The 17,981-nt window shown below is 41.7% G+C and carries 14 protein-coding genes and 11 tRNA genes; 16 read left to right on the forward strand and 9 right to left on the reverse strand.

The genetic code is table 11. From position 1 onward, the window contains the following. Nucleotides 1–277: 277 nt before the first annotated feature. The 4 genes from HG263_RS18300 to HG263_RS18315 all read right to left on the reverse strand — a co-directional run bounded on the left by HG263_RS18300 (nucleotide 278) and on the right by HG263_RS18315 (nucleotide 880). A tRNA-Glu gene (locus HG263_RS18300) sits at nucleotides 278–353 on the reverse strand. A gap of 73 nt (nucleotides 354–426) precedes the next feature. After that, nucleotides 427–502, reverse strand: a tRNA-Glu gene (locus HG263_RS18305). A gap of 189 nt (nucleotides 503–691) precedes the next feature. Then, nucleotides 692–767, reverse strand: a tRNA-Glu gene (locus HG263_RS18310). A 37-nt stretch (nucleotides 768–804) separates the two neighbouring features. Then, nucleotides 805–880 (reverse strand) — tRNA-Ala (locus HG263_RS18315). A 625-nt stretch (nucleotides 881–1,505) separates the two neighbouring features. Between HG263_RS18315 and HG263_RS18320 the strand changes: the two genes are divergently transcribed. The 8 genes from HG263_RS18320 (at nucleotide 1,506) to HG263_RS18355 (ending at nucleotide 4,702) form a co-directional block, all read left to right on the forward strand. Next, a tRNA-Val gene (locus HG263_RS18320) sits at nucleotides 1,506–1,581 on the forward strand. 39 nt (nucleotides 1,582–1,620) lie between these two features. Further along, nucleotides 1,621–1,696, forward strand: a tRNA-Val gene (locus HG263_RS18325). 17 nt (nucleotides 1,697–1,713) lie between these two features. Beyond that, nucleotides 1,714–1,789, forward strand: a tRNA-Val gene (locus HG263_RS18330). 212 nt (nucleotides 1,790–2,001) lie between these two features. Next, nucleotides 2,002–2,077 (forward strand) — tRNA-Val (locus HG263_RS18335). A 16-nt stretch (nucleotides 2,078–2,093) separates the two neighbouring features. Then, nucleotides 2,094–2,169 (forward strand) — tRNA-Val (locus tag HG263_RS18340). A 33-nt stretch (nucleotides 2,170–2,202) separates the two neighbouring features. Then, nucleotides 2,203–2,278, forward strand: a tRNA-Val gene (locus HG263_RS18345). A 194-nt stretch (nucleotides 2,279–2,472) separates the two neighbouring features. Further along, a tRNA-Val gene (locus HG263_RS18350) sits at nucleotides 2,473–2,548 on the forward strand. Between the two features lie 522 nt (nucleotides 2,549–3,070). Next, on the forward strand, nucleotides 3,071–4,702 hold the full coding sequence (locus HG263_RS18355; protein WP_171627543.1) for a response regulator: 1,632 nt from the start codon (nucleotides 3,071–3,073) through the stop codon (nucleotides 4,700–4,702). On the opposite strand, the gene msrB is transcribed toward HG263_RS18355, so the two are convergent. Both msrB and HG263_RS18365 read right to left on the reverse strand, forming a co-directional pair. Then, nucleotides 4,699–5,139 (reverse strand): peptide-methionine (R)-S-oxide reductase MsrB, encoded by a 441-nt coding sequence (gene msrB, locus HG263_RS18360; protein WP_171627544.1) that lies wholly within the window; start codon nucleotides 5,137–5,139, stop codon nucleotides 4,699–4,701. The genes HG263_RS18355 and msrB overlap by 4 nt on opposite strands. Before the next feature lie 22 nt (nucleotides 5,140–5,161). After that, the gene (locus HG263_RS18365) at nucleotides 5,162–5,647 is read right to left on the reverse strand and encodes a DUF2919 domain-containing protein (RefSeq protein ID WP_171627545.1); all 486 of its coding nucleotides are present in this window, start codon (nucleotides 5,645–5,647) and stop codon (nucleotides 5,162–5,164) included. Nucleotides 5,648–6,082: 435 nt separating this feature from the next. Between HG263_RS18365 and HG263_RS18370 the strand changes: the two genes are divergently transcribed. The 8 genes from HG263_RS18370 (at nucleotide 6,083) to HG263_RS18405 (ending at nucleotide 11,641) form a co-directional block, all read left to right on the forward strand. Beyond that, nucleotides 6,083–6,244, forward strand: coding sequence for a hypothetical protein (locus tag HG263_RS18370; protein ID WP_171627542.1), 162 nt, complete (start codon nucleotides 6,083–6,085; stop codon nucleotides 6,242–6,244). Nucleotides 6,245–6,330: 86 nt separating this feature from the next. Next, nucleotides 6,331–7,308: an MvdC/MvdD family ATP grasp protein gene (locus HG263_RS18375; protein WP_171627546.1), complete on the forward strand. Its 978-nt coding sequence runs from the start codon at nucleotides 6,331–6,333 to the stop codon at nucleotides 7,306–7,308. Next, nucleotides 7,305–8,204: an SDH family Clp fold serine proteinase gene (locus HG263_RS18380; RefSeq protein WP_171627547.1), complete on the forward strand. Its 900-nt coding sequence runs from the start codon at nucleotides 7,305–7,307 to the stop codon at nucleotides 8,202–8,204. Before HG263_RS18375 ends, HG263_RS18380 begins: the two co-directional genes overlap by 4 nt. Before the next feature lie 3 nt (nucleotides 8,205–8,207). Next, on the forward strand, nucleotides 8,208–8,717 hold the full coding sequence (locus tag HG263_RS18385; RefSeq protein WP_171627548.1) for a MauE/DoxX family redox-associated membrane protein: 510 nt from the start codon (nucleotides 8,208–8,210) through the stop codon (nucleotides 8,715–8,717). Continuing rightward, nucleotides 8,710–9,252 carry a redoxin domain-containing protein gene (locus HG263_RS18390; protein ID WP_171627549.1) on the forward strand — a complete coding sequence of 181 codons (543 nt, stop codon included), beginning with the start codon at nucleotides 8,710–8,712 and terminating at the stop codon, nucleotides 9,250–9,252. The genes HG263_RS18385 and HG263_RS18390 overlap by 8 nt, the downstream gene beginning before the upstream one ends. After that, nucleotides 9,252–10,883: an ABC transporter ATP-binding protein gene (locus HG263_RS18395; protein ID WP_171627550.1), complete on the forward strand. Its 1,632-nt coding sequence runs from the start codon at nucleotides 9,252–9,254 to the stop codon at nucleotides 10,881–10,883. Before HG263_RS18390 ends, HG263_RS18395 begins: the two co-directional genes overlap by 1 nt. A gap of 86 nt (nucleotides 10,884–10,969) precedes the next feature. Further along, the gene (locus HG263_RS18400) at nucleotides 10,970–11,395 is read left to right on the forward strand and encodes a GNAT family N-acetyltransferase (RefSeq protein WP_171627551.1); all 426 of its coding nucleotides are present in this window, start codon (nucleotides 10,970–10,972) and stop codon (nucleotides 11,393–11,395) included. A 93-nt stretch (nucleotides 11,396–11,488) separates the two neighbouring features. Continuing rightward, nucleotides 11,489–11,641, forward strand: coding sequence for a PDZ domain-containing protein (locus HG263_RS18405; protein WP_171627552.1), 153 nt, complete (start codon nucleotides 11,489–11,491; stop codon nucleotides 11,639–11,641). Nucleotides 11,642–11,690: 49 nt separating this feature from the next. Here the strand turns inward: HG263_RS18405 and ligA are convergent, their stop codons facing one another. From ligA to HG263_RS18420, 3 genes are all read right to left on the reverse strand, one after another. Further along, nucleotides 11,691–13,709, reverse strand: coding sequence for an NAD-dependent DNA ligase LigA (gene ligA / locus HG263_RS18410; RefSeq protein ID WP_171627553.1), 2,019 nt, complete (start codon nucleotides 13,707–13,709; stop codon nucleotides 11,691–11,693). A gap of 76 nt (nucleotides 13,710–13,785) precedes the next feature. Continuing rightward, entirely contained in the window at nucleotides 13,786–14,529 is a 744-nt protein-coding gene (gene zipA, locus HG263_RS18415) for a cell division protein ZipA (RefSeq protein WP_171627554.1), read from the reverse strand. A 19-nt stretch (nucleotides 14,530–14,548) separates the two neighbouring features. After that, nucleotides 14,549–17,947 carry a chromosome segregation SMC family protein gene (locus HG263_RS18420; protein ID WP_171627555.1) on the reverse strand — a complete coding sequence of 1,133 codons (3,399 nt, stop codon included), beginning with the start codon at nucleotides 17,945–17,947 and terminating at the stop codon, nucleotides 14,549–14,551. Nucleotides 17,948–17,981: the final 34 nt, after the last annotated feature.

Genomic DNA, 17,981 nt, shown 5'->3' on the forward strand with positions numbered 1-17,981 from the left:
CTAGGGGATTCGAACCCCTGTTACCGCCGTGAAAGGGCGGTGTCCTAGGCCTCTAGACGAAGGGGACGCAGAAATTGGTTTGCAAATCACTGATTTGCTATTTCTGCGTTAGATGAGACCGAGCCTGAGAGGCGAATGGCCTTATTATCTTTTGCAGAAATTGGTTTGAGTATCGAAGATGCTCTTAGTGAGTATCTAGATGCTCATTTCTGTGTCACTAGGACTGGCTGTTTTAACTCGCACCATATGAGTTTTTTGTACTTCACCTAAAGTAAAGTGGCGTCCCCTAGGGGATTCGAACCCCTGTTACCGCCGTGAAAGGGCGGTGTCCTAGGCCTCTAGACGAAGGGGACACAGAATGTGTCACTAGGACTGGCTGTTTTAACTCGCACCATATGAGTTTTTTGTACTTCACTTAAAGTAAAGTGGCGTCCCCTAGGGGATTCGAACCCCTGTTACCGCCGTGAAAGGGCGGTGTCCTAGGCCTCTAGACGAAGGGGACGCAGAAATTGGTTTGCAAATCACTGATTTGCTATTTCTGCGTTAGATGAGACCGAGCCTGCGAGGCGAATGGCCTTAAATAATACAGAATTTTCTGTGTCACTAGGACTGGCTGTTTTAACTCGCACCATATGAGATTTAATTTTACAAGCTACTCGAGAACTTGCAAAAACATCACTTAAAATATAAGTGGCGTCCCCTAGGGGATTCGAACCCCTGTTACCGCCGTGAAAGGGCGGTGTCCTAGGCCTCTAGACGAAGGGGACACTAAAATGTGTTCTAGGACAATGCACTTGGAAGAAATGGTGGAGCTATGCGGGATCGAACCGCAGACCTCTTCGCTGCCAGCGAAGCGCTCTCCCAGCTGAGCTATAGCCCCATTCCTTAACGAACTTAGCAAACAAAACTGTTTAACCGTATCGCTGAGTGCGGGGCGCATTCTATGCAGGCACACAAACAAAGTCAACAATTTTTAGCGAACTTTTTGCTAGGCGTTTTAAAAAGCGTCAATTAGGCGACAATATAATCAAAAAACTTCCTAATCACAATAAAAACCCTTGTTTTTGCACAAAAAAACAACGCCCCTCCCCTGATGAATCTTCTTTTTTATTTACCGAGATAATCAACTCTCGTCCATGAGGGTATAAAGCCTTTATATTGAATCAGGTTTACGACTAGCCTTAGCAAGCTCAAACTTGCATTTGTGATGACATGGCAACAGCAGAAAATATGATTGCAAACAAAACTGCGCGTGCCCTCGCTACTTTGCATAAAAATCAAGCAGCGCATTCATTGCATATTCACATAAAAGCTAATTAAAAGCTCCAAAGCGCATCACGCAACTTTTAAACATTAATTCTGGTATATAAAGAAGGACTATTTCTATTTGGCGATAAAAACCGCACCTAAACTAAATTTGTAACTTCAAGTATTGACACTATTTCAAGTCTCCCTATAATAGCGCCCCACAACGACGCAGCAATTGTCGTGTGTAACTTAGATATGGGTCGTTAGCTCAGTTGGGAGAGCATCGCCCTTACAAGGCGAGGGTCACTGGTTCAAGTCCAGTACGACCCACCACTTAATTTAGTGGTAAATCATTATCTAAGGTTCTATATTGGGTCGTTAGCTCAGTTGGGAGAGCATCGCCCTTACAAGGCGAGGGTCACTGGTTCAAGTCCAGTACGACCCACCATTATAGAGCAGCATATTGGGTGATTAGCTCAGTTGGGAGAGCATCGCCCTTACAAGGCGAGGGTCACTGGTTCAAGTCCAGTATCACCCACCACTTTTATAGGTGGTAAAATCGGGAGAGCATCGCCGCCCTTCATAACGAAAGGCGAAGATAACTGGTTAAGTCCAGAGCACCCACCACTTTTATAGGTGGTAAAATCGGGAGAGCATCGCCGCCCTTCATAACGAAAGGCGAAGATAACTGGTTAAGTCCAGATCACCCACCACTTCGGTGCTTCCTAAGCATAGAAGGTTAGAAATCTAAATGGGTCGTTAGCTCAGTTGGGAGAGCATCGCCCTTACAAGGCGAGGGTCACTGGTTCAAGTCCAGTACGACCCACCATTTAGATACTCTTTGCGGGTCGTTAGCTCAGTTGGGAGAGCATCGCCCTTACAAGGCGAGGGTCACTGGTTCAAGTCCAGTACGACCCACCATTAATTTGGTGAACGCAAAGAACTGATTACTTGGGGTCGTTAGCTCAGTTGGGAGAGCATCGCCCTTACAAGGCGAGGGTCACTGGTTCAAGTCCAGTACGACCCACCATGTAATCAAAAACATAGTGGAGAGCATCGCCACCTTTTACTAAGTAAGGGCGAGATTAGCTCAAGTCCAGTACGACCCACCATGTAATCAAAAACATAGTGGAGAGCATCGCCACCTTTTACTAAGTAAGGGCGAGATTAGCTCAAGTCCAGTACGACCCACCATGTAATCAAAAAGCACTACCTTACATATGTGGGTGATTAGCTCAGTTGGGAGAGCATCGCCCTTACAAGGCGAGGGTCACTGGTTCAAGTCCAGTATCACCCACCACATATGTCTACTCTGATTTATCCACTGTAAAAAAGCATCGCCATTCTCTTAGAACAAAGGCGAGGGTCACTGGTTCAAGTCCAGTATCACCCACCACATATGTCTACTCTGATTTATCCACTGTAAAAAAGCATCGCCATTCTCTTAGAACAAAGGCGAGGGTCGCAGGTATAAGTCCAGTATCACCCACCACATATGCCTATTCTGATTTATCCACTGAAAAAAAGCATCGCCACTCTCTTAGAACAAAGGCAAGGCTCACAGGTATAAGTCCAGTATCACCCACCACATATGTCTACTCTGGTTTATCCACTGTAAAAAAAGCATCGCCATTCTCTTAGAACAAGCGCGAGCGCTTCTTAGATTGCCTCTTCTAAGCACCTTAACCTCTTTATAAAGCAACAACCACCAAAACCAATACTTTATAACTAATTTACGCCTCCACTCTGCGCTAAATATTTTAAAACTATCAATATCCGACTAGACTTGAAACAAGCCAATTATTACAAGTAAATATTGTTCGTGAGTATTCAGCCCTTTGTTAATGCAAAAATTTTAATTGTTGAAGAGCAACCTCTTGCGCTAAGTTATATGAAGCGCTCTTTAGAACAATTGAGTTTTAGAGATATACAATTTGCAGATAATGCAGCCACAGCAAAGGATTCATGTAAAGCGCATAACTTTGAGCTGATCATTTGTTCGTTTGATCTAACTAATGGTCAAGATGGCTACCAACTATATGAAGAACTCAAACACAAAAAGCTAATTCGTAAAACAACAGCATTTATTTTTGTGTCAGCTGAAACTAGCCCCAGCGTTGTACATAGTATTTTGGAACTCAACCCAGACGAGTTTTTGGTTAAACCCTTTTCGATAAAAGAATTGAAAACTAGGATTGACCGCGTCCTAAAGCGAAAGCATGCCTTGAAAAATATTTATGCGTTGATTGATGATGGCAACGACTCCAAAGCCTTAAAGCTAATTGACGCAGCGCTAGACAAGCAAGACCATGCGTACAGCCCTATTCTACTCAAATTAAAAGGTGAAATCTTACTCAGACTTAAACGGATCGATGATGCAAAACACTTTTATAAATCAGCATTAGAACTGCAAAAGTTTACTTGGGCAAAAATCGGCTTAATAGAGGCACTCATCATAAACAATGAAGATACCTTAGCACAACGAATGCTCGCAAATATGATTGAGCAACCAGAGACTAGGCTAGTTGCTTTAGATTTGCTTGGCAAACTGGAAATAAAACTAAACTTGCTTGAGCAAGCACAAGAAAGATTGCAGGAAGCATCACAGATTGCACCTAGAAACATAGATAGGCAAAAGTCACTTGGTCGTATCGCATCATTAAACCATGATTATGAGTCAAACTATAATGCGATGAAAGAAATTGCCCATTATGCGAAAAACTCTATTCATGACGGTCCTGATGTTTATTTAAATGCAGTGAGAGCCGGCATTGATTTTGCTCTAACGACCGATCAAAGCGACCAGATACACAGAGTTACACGTCAAAGCCAACAATATCTAGGTGATTTAAAAAAGCAGTTTCCTGATTCGAGTAATCAAGCACAAATAGATGTATTACATGCGAGGATACACTATTTAAAGGATGAGAGTAAAAAAGCACGCCAGCTTATTGAGCAATTAGATGACGAACCAACTATAAAGTCAGTAGATGGGGCCCTAGACAAAGCAAAGGCTTTTCATGAACTTGGGTTTCATAACAAAGCACAAACTTTGTTTACCCAAATAATCGAACACTGTAAACATCACGAGCAAGTGAGCGATCCAATCACCAGGCGATATATAGAACAACAACAACAAGAGCGCAAAGATATAACCTTGGGCCCTAAAGAGCTCAATAACCACGCTGTTACTCAATTTAAGCGTGGCCAGTTACAAGTCGCGATGGAAGCATTTTCTCAAGCATTTAGGATTATGCCTAAGAATACCAGTATTGCATTGAACTTACTCCAATGCATGTTGGATCACACTGGAAAAAGCGGAGGCACGTTCAACTCCACTTTAGCAAAAAAGTGTTATAAAACATTAAGCACAATGCCCTTAGACGCAGAGCAGCACCAACGCTTTGCCAAACTACTCGCACATATGCAGGAGCTCGGATTATCTATAGACTAGAGCTTGGCCATTGACAGAGCATTCACACAATAGCGTAAACCACTAGGAGGAGGCCCATCAGGGAATACATGTCCTAAGTGCGCATCACAAACATTACATATAATTTCTATACGCTGCATACCAGCAGAACAGTCTTCAACATACGCAATGGCATTTTTTTGTACGGGCTGAGTAAATGACGGCCACCCTGAACCACTTTCAAACTTTTCTCGTGCATCAAAAAGTAGATTGTTACAACAGACACACGCATATTCACCTGGTTCAAATAAGCTGCAGCTAGCACTACTAAAAGGCCTCTCTGTGCCCTTTTTTCGGGTTATGTAATAAACCTCCTCATTGAGCTCTGTGCGCCACTGTTCAGGGCTTTTCTCAACTTTGTACGCAGGCTCTGGGTTACCTGTTTGGGCAAAGTTTAAAATATCTTTCCACTTCAACATATGCTCTCCTCGATGGAACACCTCAACGTGACTTATCACTGTTTTCAGGTTCAGGCCAGTCGTTAAAGAAGTAGCCTAAATAGTTACTTTTTAGTAAATATAAAATAACCCACAGCAGCATAACCATTTGCACTGCAATAAACATCGAAAACTGATAATGGCTTTGCGAGGCTTGGATTGTTAACCATGCCAAATCTGCAATAGCAGTCAATAATAAAGGCCAACGCATAAATCGCCAATATTTAGCCAGCCTTTGTGAACTCGAAGGTCTGCGCAAAGAAAAAATAATGGTTGGAATAAGTGCTATCGCACCGATCCCCAAGGCAACAAAGAAATGTGTTTTAGATTTAAAGAATATGGACATTAAATCTAAATCTGGTCGCCGAGCGACAGCCGAAAATATCCATAACAAATATGCACGCAGAAGCACCACTAACGTTAAGTTAAAACCAATAGGTGTGCGATATACACCATACTTATCCCAGTACTCTGGGCCATACTGCTTCATTTTCTTACTCCGGATAGCTCTATTGAGTACAGGTTTTGCCCTATAAAACTTTAACTATGCTCGCATTGAAGTGTTGATACTTCTCGTATCATGGAGTCTAGTTGGCTCAAATTCAAGGTTTACCGATGGAAGAGAGTTGTTTTTTGTGAGCACATACACACCTTCACTAAAACATACAACCGCTTTGCATGCTAATCAAATGCTCAGCATACCAGCAAAAATACATATAGCATTTTAACGTCACTTCTTCCAAGGAATGGAAGCACTGCAACTTAAAAAAGGAAAATTTAAAAAGCAGAGATATATTACCTTTTGAAATATAAAAACAACAAACATTAAAAAATTAATATAAAAACATCATTGACCAAATATAAAAACATCGATAGTGTGAAATTCGACCACTTGGTCGATAAAATAAATCAACAGGATATGATTATGAAAAATGTAAAACCATTTGCATTCGCTTCTGCAAATAAAAACGAAGTGAAAAACGATAAAAAATGGCAAGCTAATAACAAAGCTGCAACTGCTGGCTGTTCAGGCCCTTGGGCAAGAGGTAGCACCCGCTGGGGCAGAGATGATGGCATTTGGTGTTAATTAATCACTAAAGCATTAACGGCACAAAAACAGCTTTTAGTGCCGTTATATAAAATAAGTAAATCGTTTTAGTCAAGGAATGAACGATGAAAGAAGTACTTATAATAAGTTACAGTGACGACTATCATGTAAAAAAAATTAAACCCCTCCTAAAACACAATAACATAAATTATTACACACTTTATTTAGATAAATTCCCAAAAGATTATAGCTTTACGCAGCTATTTAAATCCGATAATTCTGAAGTTTATATTACTCACTTAGAAACACATAAAAAAATTAAATTTAGTGATATTGGTGCTGTATGGTTAAGAAAGCCTTCTACATACAGCTACTTAAGTGAAGAAATGGAATCAGGCCTAAGAGAATTTGCCGATCAAGAAACTGAACACGCTCTTTTTAGTGCTCTCTACTGCCTTGACTGTTTCTGGATAAGCCATCCTAAGCACTTACGTGCGGCAATGTGGAAAGGAGAGCAATTACAAAGGGCAAGCCAATTTGGGTTTCAAATTCCGAATACAATTATTAGCCAAAATGCGAGTGACATCAGGTCCTTTTATCTTGATCACAATAAAGTAGTATATAAAGCAATGGCAAGTAGTACATTTATCGACTCAAACGGTCAAGAACAGGGTGTTGCCACAACGTTAGTTGATCAAACTATGCTAGAAAACACCGATTCGTTATCACTACTACCCAACCAGTTTCAAGAATACATCGACAAAGCCTATGAGTTAAGAGTGACTATCATTGGTGAGCAAGTATTTGCAGCAAAGCTAGATTCACAAGCACACGAAGAGACGCAAGTCGACTGTCGAAATTTAACCGTAGATATACCTATGTCCGCCTATACCTTGCCATCTCATATTGAGCATGCATGCTTGTCTTTGGTAAAGAGTTATGAGCTTAATTATTCAGCACTTGATTTGATTGTCACCCCCCGCGGGGAGTACATATTTTTAGAAAATAATCCTAATGGGCAATTTATGTTTGTTGAGGAGAAAGTCCCCGAATTAGGTATCTCAAACGCACTTATTAATACTCTACAGAAGGCATGCCAATGACAATTCACAATGCTTCTCTACATGCTCAATTAAAAGCAGCACAAGTACGCTTTTATCCACCAATAAACGATACCTTACAAGGCAGTAAGGTGATCACGTTAGCCGCCTCACATATCGATATGAGCATACTCCCAACACTAAATCGTCACCTAAAAAGTACGCCAAAAAGTGATAAACTAGCGCTACTACTTTATACTCGCGGCGGTGACGTTAATGCAGCGAGGAGAATAGCTTTGCTGCTACGCCATTACTGCAATCACCTGAGTATCATTGCTCCCTATTGCTGCCAATCATCAGGCACTTTGTTAGCGCTAAGTGCTGATGTTATTTACTATACACCCTTATCTGTGTTTTCAGCTTTTGATCCACACTTAGAAGGTGGTGATGAAGGAAATATAGTTTCTCTCTCAAGTGCAGACGTTAAGCTTTTTAAGGATATGGCGCACGAATGGTTTAATCTAGATATCGCCGAGCAAAGCAATATGCTTGGTATGCTATGTGAGCATATTTTCCCCCCGACGCTCACTTCATTCTACCGCACAGTGTGCGAGGTAAAGAAAATTGCTAGCGAACATCTAACACTAGCAAACATTGTGTGCCCAACAACCAAAGATGAGATCCTCAATAGTTTACTCCTAGGTTCATATAGTCATGATTACGCCATCAGTGGTGAGCAGCTCAATACTCTTGGCATTAACTGCATTCAAAATAATTACATAGAAGACAACACTCTACCTTTTGTTGAGATTTTTGAGCTACACCTCGGCGCTGGTAATCGTGAAAGCTTAGATGCTCCTTGGTGCGATTCCGTGATAATGAGCCCTACATTATTGAGCACGAGATATAAAAAACCTTCGGGGCTTAATCCGCAATGGTCAACTGAATTGCTGGAGTAACTAATGGAACAATTTAGTACATTTTGTCTTATGGTGATTGCTGTCACCTTTTTTGTAGCCGCACTAAAGAAAACACAGAACTTTAGTACTTTTTACGCAACCCTAGAATTATCATTTAAGGTACCTCTACCACTTAGCAAACCCCTTGCTGCCATCATTATTTTTATAGAGCTAGGATTAAGTCTATTACTATTAGCAAGCGGCGATGCTTTATGGCTACGTATTTTCACAGTAATAATTACCTTTATTTTTATGCTTGCTCCCTTATATGCCTTAATATCAGGTAAAGAGATACAATGTAGCTGTTTTGGTGAAGAAACCACTTTAGGTGCTTATGAGTTAATACGTAATTTAACTTTATTTACGCTTTCTACTTACGCTTATTTAATAGAACCAAAAAACACATCTATAACAAATTTATTAATCATTATCTTGCTAGCCACAGCAACATTCCTACTAATAAAAAACACTAAGGAAATCCACTACTTTATCAAGGAAAGCAAAAATGATTAACCAACAAGAAATGCAAATAATATTATTAATAATAGCATCACTAACTTTAATAAGTATAAGCCTAAATATAGTTATAATAACAACCTTGGTTAAATCCAGAAAAAGCAGAGAAAGCGCTAGTTTTGATTTAGAGTTATTCCCTAAAGTTAATGCCAAATCATTTTCAAAAAAAACTGGTAACGAGATAGAAAACCAGAAAAACAAAGTCATAATATTTCTTGCCACTAACTGTCCAAAATGTAAAAGCAAATTAAAAACAATAGAAAAGGTCGTAAAAAAATCCCAAACACTAGACTTGCCTGTTTACATTTTACTCCATGAAAACATGAAAAATATCGATAAATTTTTTACTGACACGGCGCTCTTAGACCATATTTGGCTACTCGACTATAACGAATATAAAGAAATTAACCCTCATGAAATTTCACCCGGATATTTATTTGTGAACGAAGAAGACCTAGTAGAAGGTCACGGTATGATTGACGATGAAAATTGGCGCTATTTCCATGGCCAAATAATGCAAGAGGCCGCGTAATGTATCAGGCTCACAAACAGCGCTTATCACTGCTATCCCCTTATCAAAAAGACACCTTTGTTGCACTACTCATTATGGTGATCACCGCAGCTGCGCAACTCACGTTACCAGAAATAGCCAATTACTATATCGATGGACATGCACCAACTACACTGCTAGACCCATTTCACCTGTGGATAATGGCTTTCATTATGATTTTTGCGCTACTCAGCGCGCTTCGTTTTTATTTGTTTGAAAGCCTTGGTATTAAAGTCATTACCCGATTTAGAACGTCTTTACACAAGGCTCTGCTCAATAAACCTTCGAGTTACTTTGACGAAATAAATGCAGCCGAGCTAACAAGTAGAATTAATGCTGATACTCACATGCTTAAAGATGTGCTTACAACCAGTGCCGCACTATTTTTGCGCTCAGCCCTGATTGTATGTGGCTGTATTATCATGATGCTAAGTATTTCATATCTGCTTAGCGCAGTTTTATTGCTGCTAATTCCTATTTTTGTGTATGCGACTAAGCTTCTAACAAACAAAATAGAAAGTCTCGCCGAATATGAGCAAGATGCACTAGCAAAAACCAATAAAGTCGCATTCGATAACCTAAACTGTCACACGCTAATCAAGTTGTATAACTGGTTCGACTCAAGTCAGCACCGATACGAAGGCGCCAATAAAACATACATGTCTTATGCGTATAAAACTATCTACTCTATTTCAACCTTTCAGGGTTTTTTCAATTTACTGATTTACAGCTGTTTAATTTCGATGCTTATTTTAGGCAGTCATCAAATTGCTAAAGGCCAATTAAGCATTGGTGAGCTCACTTCCTTTGTTTTATATCTTGGAATGGCTTTTACCAGTCTAAATACTTTATCAGGCTTTTGGGCTGAGTGGTGCCAATCCATAGGTGCAACCAAGTACTTATTTGAGCTTGAAAGTATGCAACCACGCAACGCAAGTGCTCAGCCTCGTATCATTTCAATAGAGGATATTCAGTTTAAAGATGTCTCATTTGCTTATCCAAATAAAGCACAACAAACCGTGCTTTTTGAACTGAATTGTAAAATAAAAAAGGGCCAAAAGAACGTCATCGCAGGCCCATCAGGAAGCGGAAAATCAACCATTGCTAAGCTCTTGCTTGGCTATTACTCGCCCACTAGCGGTAAAATTTTAGTTGGCGATAATGTGCTTGATGAACAAGGGTTCATTAATCTTCGTCAGCAAACCGCCTATGTTGAACAAGAGCCGCTATTTATGTCTCTATCAATATTGGATAATTTACTGCCAGAAGCAATGGGAACACCCAGCGAACAGCAAATGCAGAAAGTTGTTCAAGCCTGTAAGCAAGCTAATGCGCATGATTTTATCATGACCTTGCCTGATGGTTACAACACACATATGGGAGATAGAGGAAACTTATTATCTGGTGGTCAAAAACAACGTCTTGCTATTGCCAGAGCACTATTGAAAGAGCCTGAAATGGTAATTTTAGATGAATTTACCAGTGCGCTTGATGCAGCTAATCGTCAAGGTATCGAAGATGCGTTAAATAACCTTTTAAAAAATAAAACTGTATTAGTCATATCGCACCAACAATCACATATAGAACATGCAGATAACTTGATCACGCTATAAATCATAAGCTTGCTTAATATTTTTTAGTCATGCACTCTAAAGGGCTTAAAAATATTATCAGTAGCCTCTTCGACTAGGATAGTAACTTGAAAATAGAACTTACAGTCTCTCCGACCCAAGCTCAATTAAACGCAATTAGCCGAGGGATCGCGGAGTTTAACGCCCAATATCTCCCCAATGATAACAGCCATGATACTGGGCTAAAGTGTGTCATCACCGTTCAAGATGATAATGAACAAATCATAGGCGGTTTACAAGCAAGTGTGGTGTGGAGCCATTGCGTATTAGAGCTTTTGTGGTTAAGTGAGCAAGTAAGAGGCAAAGGTGTTGGCACACAACTTATGCAATACCTAGAACAATTTGCAAAACAACATAACCTTTACCAAATTCGCACTGAGACCTTGGACTTTCAAGCTAAACCGTTTTACGAAAAATTAGGGTTTAAAGTTTACGGTGAACTGGAAAATACCCCACCTGGGCACACCAGTTATTTTTTAGTTAAACAGCTATAGCAGCTCAACGCCCAACTATTAAGTGTATTTATTTAACTTAATAGTTGGGCGTTAAACCAAAGCACTTCTTAAGCTGTCGGTACATATGACAGCGTGATCATACAGATTAATCACCAAGCACTCACGGCCAGTAACTTTGATGAGCTACGCCAACTGCTGAGCAGTGCCAAGCAACCTGTTACCCTATGTTGGCAAGCTGGTGAGTTACAACAATGTGGCAATTTAAAGCTCTTTAATCGTTTTTAAATGCAAAATCAGCGCGGTTCAACCGCGCTGATTTTCAACAGCTAGGGAGTTATTCGTGCTCTGCAAACAATGCAATTAAGGCGTCCTCATCTAATACATCAATACCGAGCTCTTGCGCTTTGGTTAGCTTTGAGCCTGCCTTTTCACCTGCGACCAGCGCATGCGTATTCTTCGAGACACTCCCCGATACTTTTGCGCCAAGTGCTTGTAATCGCGCTTTAGCATCATTGCGATTGAGTTGGTTAAGAGTACCAGTCAGCACGTAGGTCAATCCAGCCAGCGGTTGTTGCTGTTCAGATTTACGCTCAATAGCAGGCCAGGTTAGTCCTACCGCCAATAACGCACTGACCACCTCTTGGTTATGTGGCTCCGCAAAAAACGCGTGTAAGTGTTTGGCAACAATTACACCCACATCACTTACTTCTTGTAATGCTTCAACCGATGCTGTCATCACATTTTCAAGCGTTAAAAAGTGATTTGCAAGGTTCTGAGCGGTGGCCTCTCCTACTTCTCGAATACCCAGCGCATACAAAAACTTAGCAAGCGTGGTGATTTTAGCAGCATCAAGTGCTTCAACTAGGTTTTTTGCCGATTTTGGCCCCATACGCTCAAGGGATTCAAAGTGACCTTGTTTAAGAATAAACAAATCAGCCGGTGTATGGATAAGCTCTCTATCAACCAACTGCTCCACAATCTTATCGCCGAGGCCGTCAATATCGAGTGCCTTACGTGAGGCAAAATGCTTAATCGCTTGTTTGCGCTGCGCTTGGCACACCAATCCTCCAGTGCAACGTGTCACTGCCTCACCTTCAACTCGCTCAACATGCGACTTACATACTGGGCATAAACTGGGGAAAGTGATTTCTTTTGCGTCATCAGGACGGCGCTCTAGTACCACTTGCGTCACTTGTGGGATTACGTCTCCTGCACGGCGCACTATCACTGTATCGCCAATTTTTACCCCTAAGCGCTCTATCTCATCACGGTTATGTAAAGTTGCATTAGATACCGTTACGCCTCCAACAAACACAGGTTCTAAACGTGCTACTGGGGTGATTGCCCCCGTGCGACCCACTTGAAACTCCACATCTAATAACTGGGTAATTTCTTCTTGGGCAGGAAATTTAAAAGCAATCGCCCAACGAGGTGCTCTGGCAACAAAACCCAGCTGTTCTTGATAAGCTTTATTGTTAACTTTGATCACCACACCATCAATTTCATATGCCAAGTCTGCGCGTCGTTCTAGAATGTCGTTGTAGTACGCCAGTACGCTTTGTGTCCCTGTTACTAAACGTGTTTCAGGGCACATAGGAAAGCCCCATTCAATGAGCTTTTTAAGCTGCGAAAAATGCTCATTAGGTAGCTCAACGCCCTGTACAATACCGAGCGAGTATGCATAGAACATCAATGGACGCTTAGCGGTTATTTTAGAGTCTAGCTGACGCAAGCTCCCTGCTGCTGCGTTACGTGGATTAGCAAACGTTTTTTCGCCTTTCGCAGCGGCAGTTTCGTTTAAGCGCTCAAAGCCCGCGCTGTCCATAAATACCTCACCGCGTACTTCGAGCTCTTGAGGAATATCATCGCCTCTTAAACGCAGCGGTATGTTACGAATGGTTTTGACATTCTCGGTAATGTTTTCACCGACTTGTCCATCACCACGAGTGGCCGCTTGCACTAGCACACCATCTCGATACAAAATCGATACAGCTAAGCCATCGAGCTTTGGCTCACAACAAAATTCCAGCTCTTCAGAGGTTATTAACCGCTCTTTAATACGACGATTAAAGGCCACAAACTCCGTGTCATCAAATGCATTATCAAGCGATAACATTGGCACCTGGTGCTGTACTTGCTCAAACTTACCTAGAGCTTCACCGCCTACTTTTTGTGAAGGAGAGTCTGCTGTCAGTAATTCTGGGTGCGCTGTTTCAAGAGCAATAAGCTCACGCATTAGACGATCATATTCGACGTCAGGTACAGACGGATTATCCATTACGTAGTATTGATAATTATGCTCTTCTAACTGCGCTCTTAAGCTTAGAATTTGGCTATTTATTGACTCAGACATTGCTACCTCTAAAACAGAAAAGCCACGAACTTGAAAGTCAATTCGTGGCTTAAATTAATTCATTCAAAGTGTGGACTTATGAAAACTCACGTACCTTTTCTACATAAGCGCGTACGGTATTAACACTTAGCGGTTCACGGTTGCTATCTAAAACCGTTGCACCAAATTCATCTGCAAGCTTTTTAGCTGCGCCATGAAGCATGTTAAACGCACCTAGGCCATCCCCGTCACACGGTAAGGTCATAAACAAACTAACACCCGCAGTACTAAATTGTTCCATATTATCAATATCGAACGTGCCAGGGTTAAACATATTGACCAATCTAAACAGTACAGGACCATTCCCCGAAGGCTCCACATGACGATTGAAAAAACCCTCTTCTGAATATTTAAAGCCAAGGCTTAATACCGATGGTAACAAGCGAGATCCGGCCATTGTCAGTCCCTCTGGCATCTCGATATGTAAAATAATGAAATCTTGTGGTTGTTGCGCTTGCTCTTGATCATGTTCCTGAGTTTGCTCGGCTTCTCTATCCTGTTCATGCAACTGAGCGTCCTCATCACTGTTTTTGGACTTCTCCACATCGCTGTGCTCAAGTTCATCATCAGTGGCAGCAAAGCTCAGCTCTCCAATATCTGGCTCATCATCACGCAAGGCATTTGTCGTTTGGTGCTCATCATTAGACTCTGCTTTGCTACCTGACTGTACTTTGGCTTCATCACTGCCCTTTTTACGTACTGACCAAAGTCCATGGATCAGCAATCCACCAATCACTATTGCGCTGATCACGATTAACGCCCATCTTAATTCTGTGGCCATCAACTCACCTTTTTTATTATTACGCTTGTGCCATCTGCACTGCTTGTTCAATATCAACGGCAACCATTCTAGAAACACCCGGTTCCGCCATGGTTACCCCCGTCAGCCTACCAGCCATTTCCATCGCTATTTTATTGTGGCTGATATAAATAAACTGCACCGTTTGCGACATTTCTTCAACTAAACGACAGAATCGTCCAACATTGGCATCATCAAGTGGCGCATCAACTTCATCGAGCATACAAAATGGTGCTGGATTGAGTCTAAATATAGAAAACACCAATGATAATGCGGTCAGCGCTTTTTCTCCACCACTTAACAGATGAATTGTCGAGTTTTTCTTTCCCGGTGGCCTTGCCATGATAGAAACACCACTTTCTAGTAAGTCATCACTGGTCAATTCTAAATAGGCACTGCCACCGCCGAATACTTTTGGAAAGAGTTCGGCTAAATCTTCATTAACCTGATCAAAGGTGGCTTTAAAACGTGTTTTTGTCTCGCGGTCAATTTTTTTAATTGCCCCTTCCAGAGTATCTAACGCTGCTGTTAAATCGTTTAACTGCCCATCCAAATACTCCTTGCGCTCTTTGGCTTGCTCAAATTCATCAATCGCGGCTAAGTTAACCGCCCCTAACTTAGACAAACTTTGGCTCACGGTATTTAACCGTCCTTGATGAGCACTTTGTGTTGCGTCATCAGTTAGCTGAGCTAACACCTCTTTTAAACTTTGCTGTAACTCTTGTAAGGGCTCAAGCGCGGCTTGCGCTTTGATCATCAATCCTTGCTCATCAAGTTTGAGCTGCTGTAATTTATCATTGACTATCTGAACTTCAGATTGCGCTGACTTCAAACTCGCTTGTTTTTCTTGTAACTGTGTTTTTGCGTCAATGTGCTGCTGCTTAAGCTCAGATAATAATGCTTGTTGCTGTTCATGCTTTTCCAATAATGACGCTATTTTTTCGTCTAGCTCACCAAGGGGCTCTTGCAAAAACACTTGCTCCTCAAGCAACTCTTGTAATTGCTCTTGCGCCTGCATTTGGCTGTGCTCTAAATGCTGAGCCTTAGACTGACTAAGCTGCCAGTCACTCGTTGCTTTTTGTTGTTGCAACTTGGCATCATGTAGCTGTTGCTGCGCTTTTTGCTTGCTGCTGAGTGCGGCTTGTTGGGCCTGCTTAGCCTGCAAAAACTCAGCATTAAAGTTGGCACTGTGTTGTTGCAACTTGCTCAATTGCTGCTCACAATCGTCAAGATCTTTCTGGCATTGTGTTACTTTGTTGGCCTGCTGAACCTGTTGCTGCTTTGTTATATCCAGTTGCTCAGATACGCTTTGTTGTTTTTGCTGCCACGCACTCACTTGCTCTTTGAGCATATCTATACGCGTTTGTGTGCTGGCCATCTCTTGCGCCAACTGATGAACCTGTGCTTTGTTGTCTTGTAGTTGTTTATTAGTGTTATTATGCGCCTGCTCAAGATTTTCAAGCTGAGCGCTCAAATCGGTATTTTGTAGCTCAAGCTTAGGTAGCTGCTGTTCAAGCTCCCTCAGCTGGGAGTGTTGCAACAGCACGCTGCTTTTGCTTTGTTGGTCGCCGTTACAGCTTTCCTGCCAGTTCTCTCCATACAAACAGCCTTCGCTATCAATAGCAAGCAACCACTTATCATCTGCAACATAGCGCTGACCATTGGCTAATAATTGAATGTGGTTGAGCAATTCGGGATAGCACCCAGACTCAATTAAACTTGCCACAGAGTCTGGGGGAGCAATTCGTTGCGTCGGCCAAACCGCATCACTCTGTGGGCCAGAAGTGTGCTTTAGGTGTGTTAGCCCCAGTAATGCGCGCTCTACGAGCGACTCACATCCTGCTTGTACTCGTAAAGATGCTAAATAGCTCTGCTCTTGAGTACCTTCTTTTTTATCAAGTACTTGCTTAAGTGCATTTATATTAGCTTGGCAATTTGCGTACTCTGACTGACTATGTTGAAAGTCTTTTTGCAGTGTCACTTTTTGCGTATTCAGGGCAGCTAGCCCTTCATTGAGCTCTTGAGCTTGAGATTGTAAACGCGCCATATCTTGGGCTTTTTCGCTATATGCGTCGCGTTGCTGTGTTAGTTCATGGTCAAGATTTTGGCTCTTTAATTGGCTTAATTGCTCATTAAGAGATTGATACTTTTCTTGTTCATGGTTTTGAGCTTGCACAGCGCCAGACAAACTCTGTTGCGCTAGGTGCAGCGCTTGCTGTGCTTCATTTTGCTGAACTTGTATGGTCTGTTGCTGAGTTTCTAGGTTTGCATACTCATCCAACAGGCTCTGATAATACGCTTCACATTCTTGATATTGTTCTTGATAGATAAGTTCATCTTCAATGCATTGCTGCAGGGTGTCATGGAGCTCGCTAACATGGGCTTGTTGCTCCACCAGCAAACGCCCCGCTTCAACATGTGTTTGCTTTTGTTTATCAAGGTTTTGTTGCAAACTGCGTTGCTTATCTAGTAAATGTAATTTTTGTTGCTCTGTTCGCGTAAGTTCGGTGTGGATTTGATGAATACTATTTTGCTGTTCACTGATACCGTCACTAAAATAACTTACTTGGTTTTCAAGCGTAGCCAACACGTCATCATGCCCGCCATGAGCGGTATTCAAAAAATCTAACTGCTGCTGTAATTGAGTTATTTGTTCTGATTTTTCTAATTGCTTTTGGTGTAAGGCTTGCCATTTAAGCACAGCTAGTTCGCCCTTTAAGGTTCGCTCTTGGGCTTTTAATTCACGGTATAATTTGGCGTCTTGAGCCTGCAACGCTAATTTATCTAGCTGGTTTTGCAGCTCTTGTCGCACATCGAGCAAACGCTCTAGATTCTCACGAGTACTCTTGATGCGCGTTTGTGTCTCTCTGCGTCGCTCTTTGTATTTTGATACGCCCGCCGCCTCTTCTAAGAAGATTCTCAGCTCTTGCGGCTTACTCTCGATTAAACGCGAGATCATCCCTTGCTCTATAATTGCGTAACTACGCGGCCCTAGCCCCGTTCCCAGAAAAATATCGGTGATATCTCGTTTTCGACATTTACTACCATTAAGAAAATACAAAGACTGACCGTCACGGGTCACTAAGCGTTTAATTGCCACTTGGTTTCTATCTGCAAGCGTTCCTGGCAAACGCCCTGCTGCATTATCAAAAACCAGTTCAACCGATGCCTGAGAAATAGCTTTACGATTAGTTGAGCCATTAAAAATAACGTCGGTCATGGCATCACCACGTAAGTTCTTAGCTGAACTTTCGCCCAGCACCCAACGTACGGCATCAATCACATTAGATTTACCGCAGCCATTTGGACCTACGACACAGGTCATTGGATCTGGAAAAGGAATTTTGGTGGGCTCAACAAATGATTTGAACCCTGCCAATTTGATACTGCTTAAACGCATATTGTTATTTTTATTCGCTACTTATATGAAAAGA

The organism is Pseudoalteromonas caenipelagi, assembly GCF_013140855.1.
Taxonomy (GTDB): Bacteria; Pseudomonadota; Gammaproteobacteria; order Enterobacterales; family Alteromonadaceae; genus Pseudoalteromonas; species Pseudoalteromonas caenipelagi.

Bases quoted from the DNA above. Each gene is read 5' to 3' on its own strand.
- msrB (WP_171627544.1), bottom strand. From the start codon at position 5,139: ATGTTGAAGTGGAAAGATATTTTAAACTTTGCCCAAACAGGTAACCCA.
- HG263_RS18365 (WP_171627545.1), bottom strand. From the start codon at position 5,647: ATGAAGCAGTATGGCCCAGAGTACTGGGATAAGTATGGTGTATATCGC.
- HG263_RS18370 (WP_171627542.1), top strand. From the start codon at position 6,083: ATGAAAAATGTAAAACCATTTGCATTCGCTTCTGCAAATAAAAACGAA.
- HG263_RS18375 (WP_171627546.1), top strand. From the start codon at position 6,331: ATGAAAGAAGTACTTATAATAAGTTACAGTGACGACTATCATGTAAAA.
- HG263_RS18380 (WP_171627547.1), top strand. From the start codon at position 7,305: ATGACAATTCACAATGCTTCTCTACATGCTCAATTAAAAGCAGCACAA.
- HG263_RS18385 (WP_171627548.1), top strand. From the start codon at position 8,208: ATGGAACAATTTAGTACATTTTGTCTTATGGTGATTGCTGTCACCTTT.
- HG263_RS18390 (WP_171627549.1), top strand. From the start codon at position 8,710: ATGATTAACCAACAAGAAATGCAAATAATATTATTAATAATAGCATCA.
- HG263_RS18395 (WP_171627550.1), top strand. From the start codon at position 9,252: ATGTATCAGGCTCACAAACAGCGCTTATCACTGCTATCCCCTTATCAA.
- ligA (WP_171627553.1), bottom strand. From the start codon at position 13,709: ATGTCTGAGTCAATAAATAGCCAAATTCTAAGCTTAAGAGCGCAGTTA.
- zipA (WP_171627554.1), bottom strand. From the start codon at position 14,529: ATGGCCACAGAATTAAGATGGGCGTTAATCGTGATCAGCGCAATAGTG.
- HG263_RS18420 (WP_171627555.1), bottom strand. From the start codon at position 17,947: ATGCGTTTAAGCAGTATCAAATTGGCAGGGTTCAAATCATTTGTTGAG.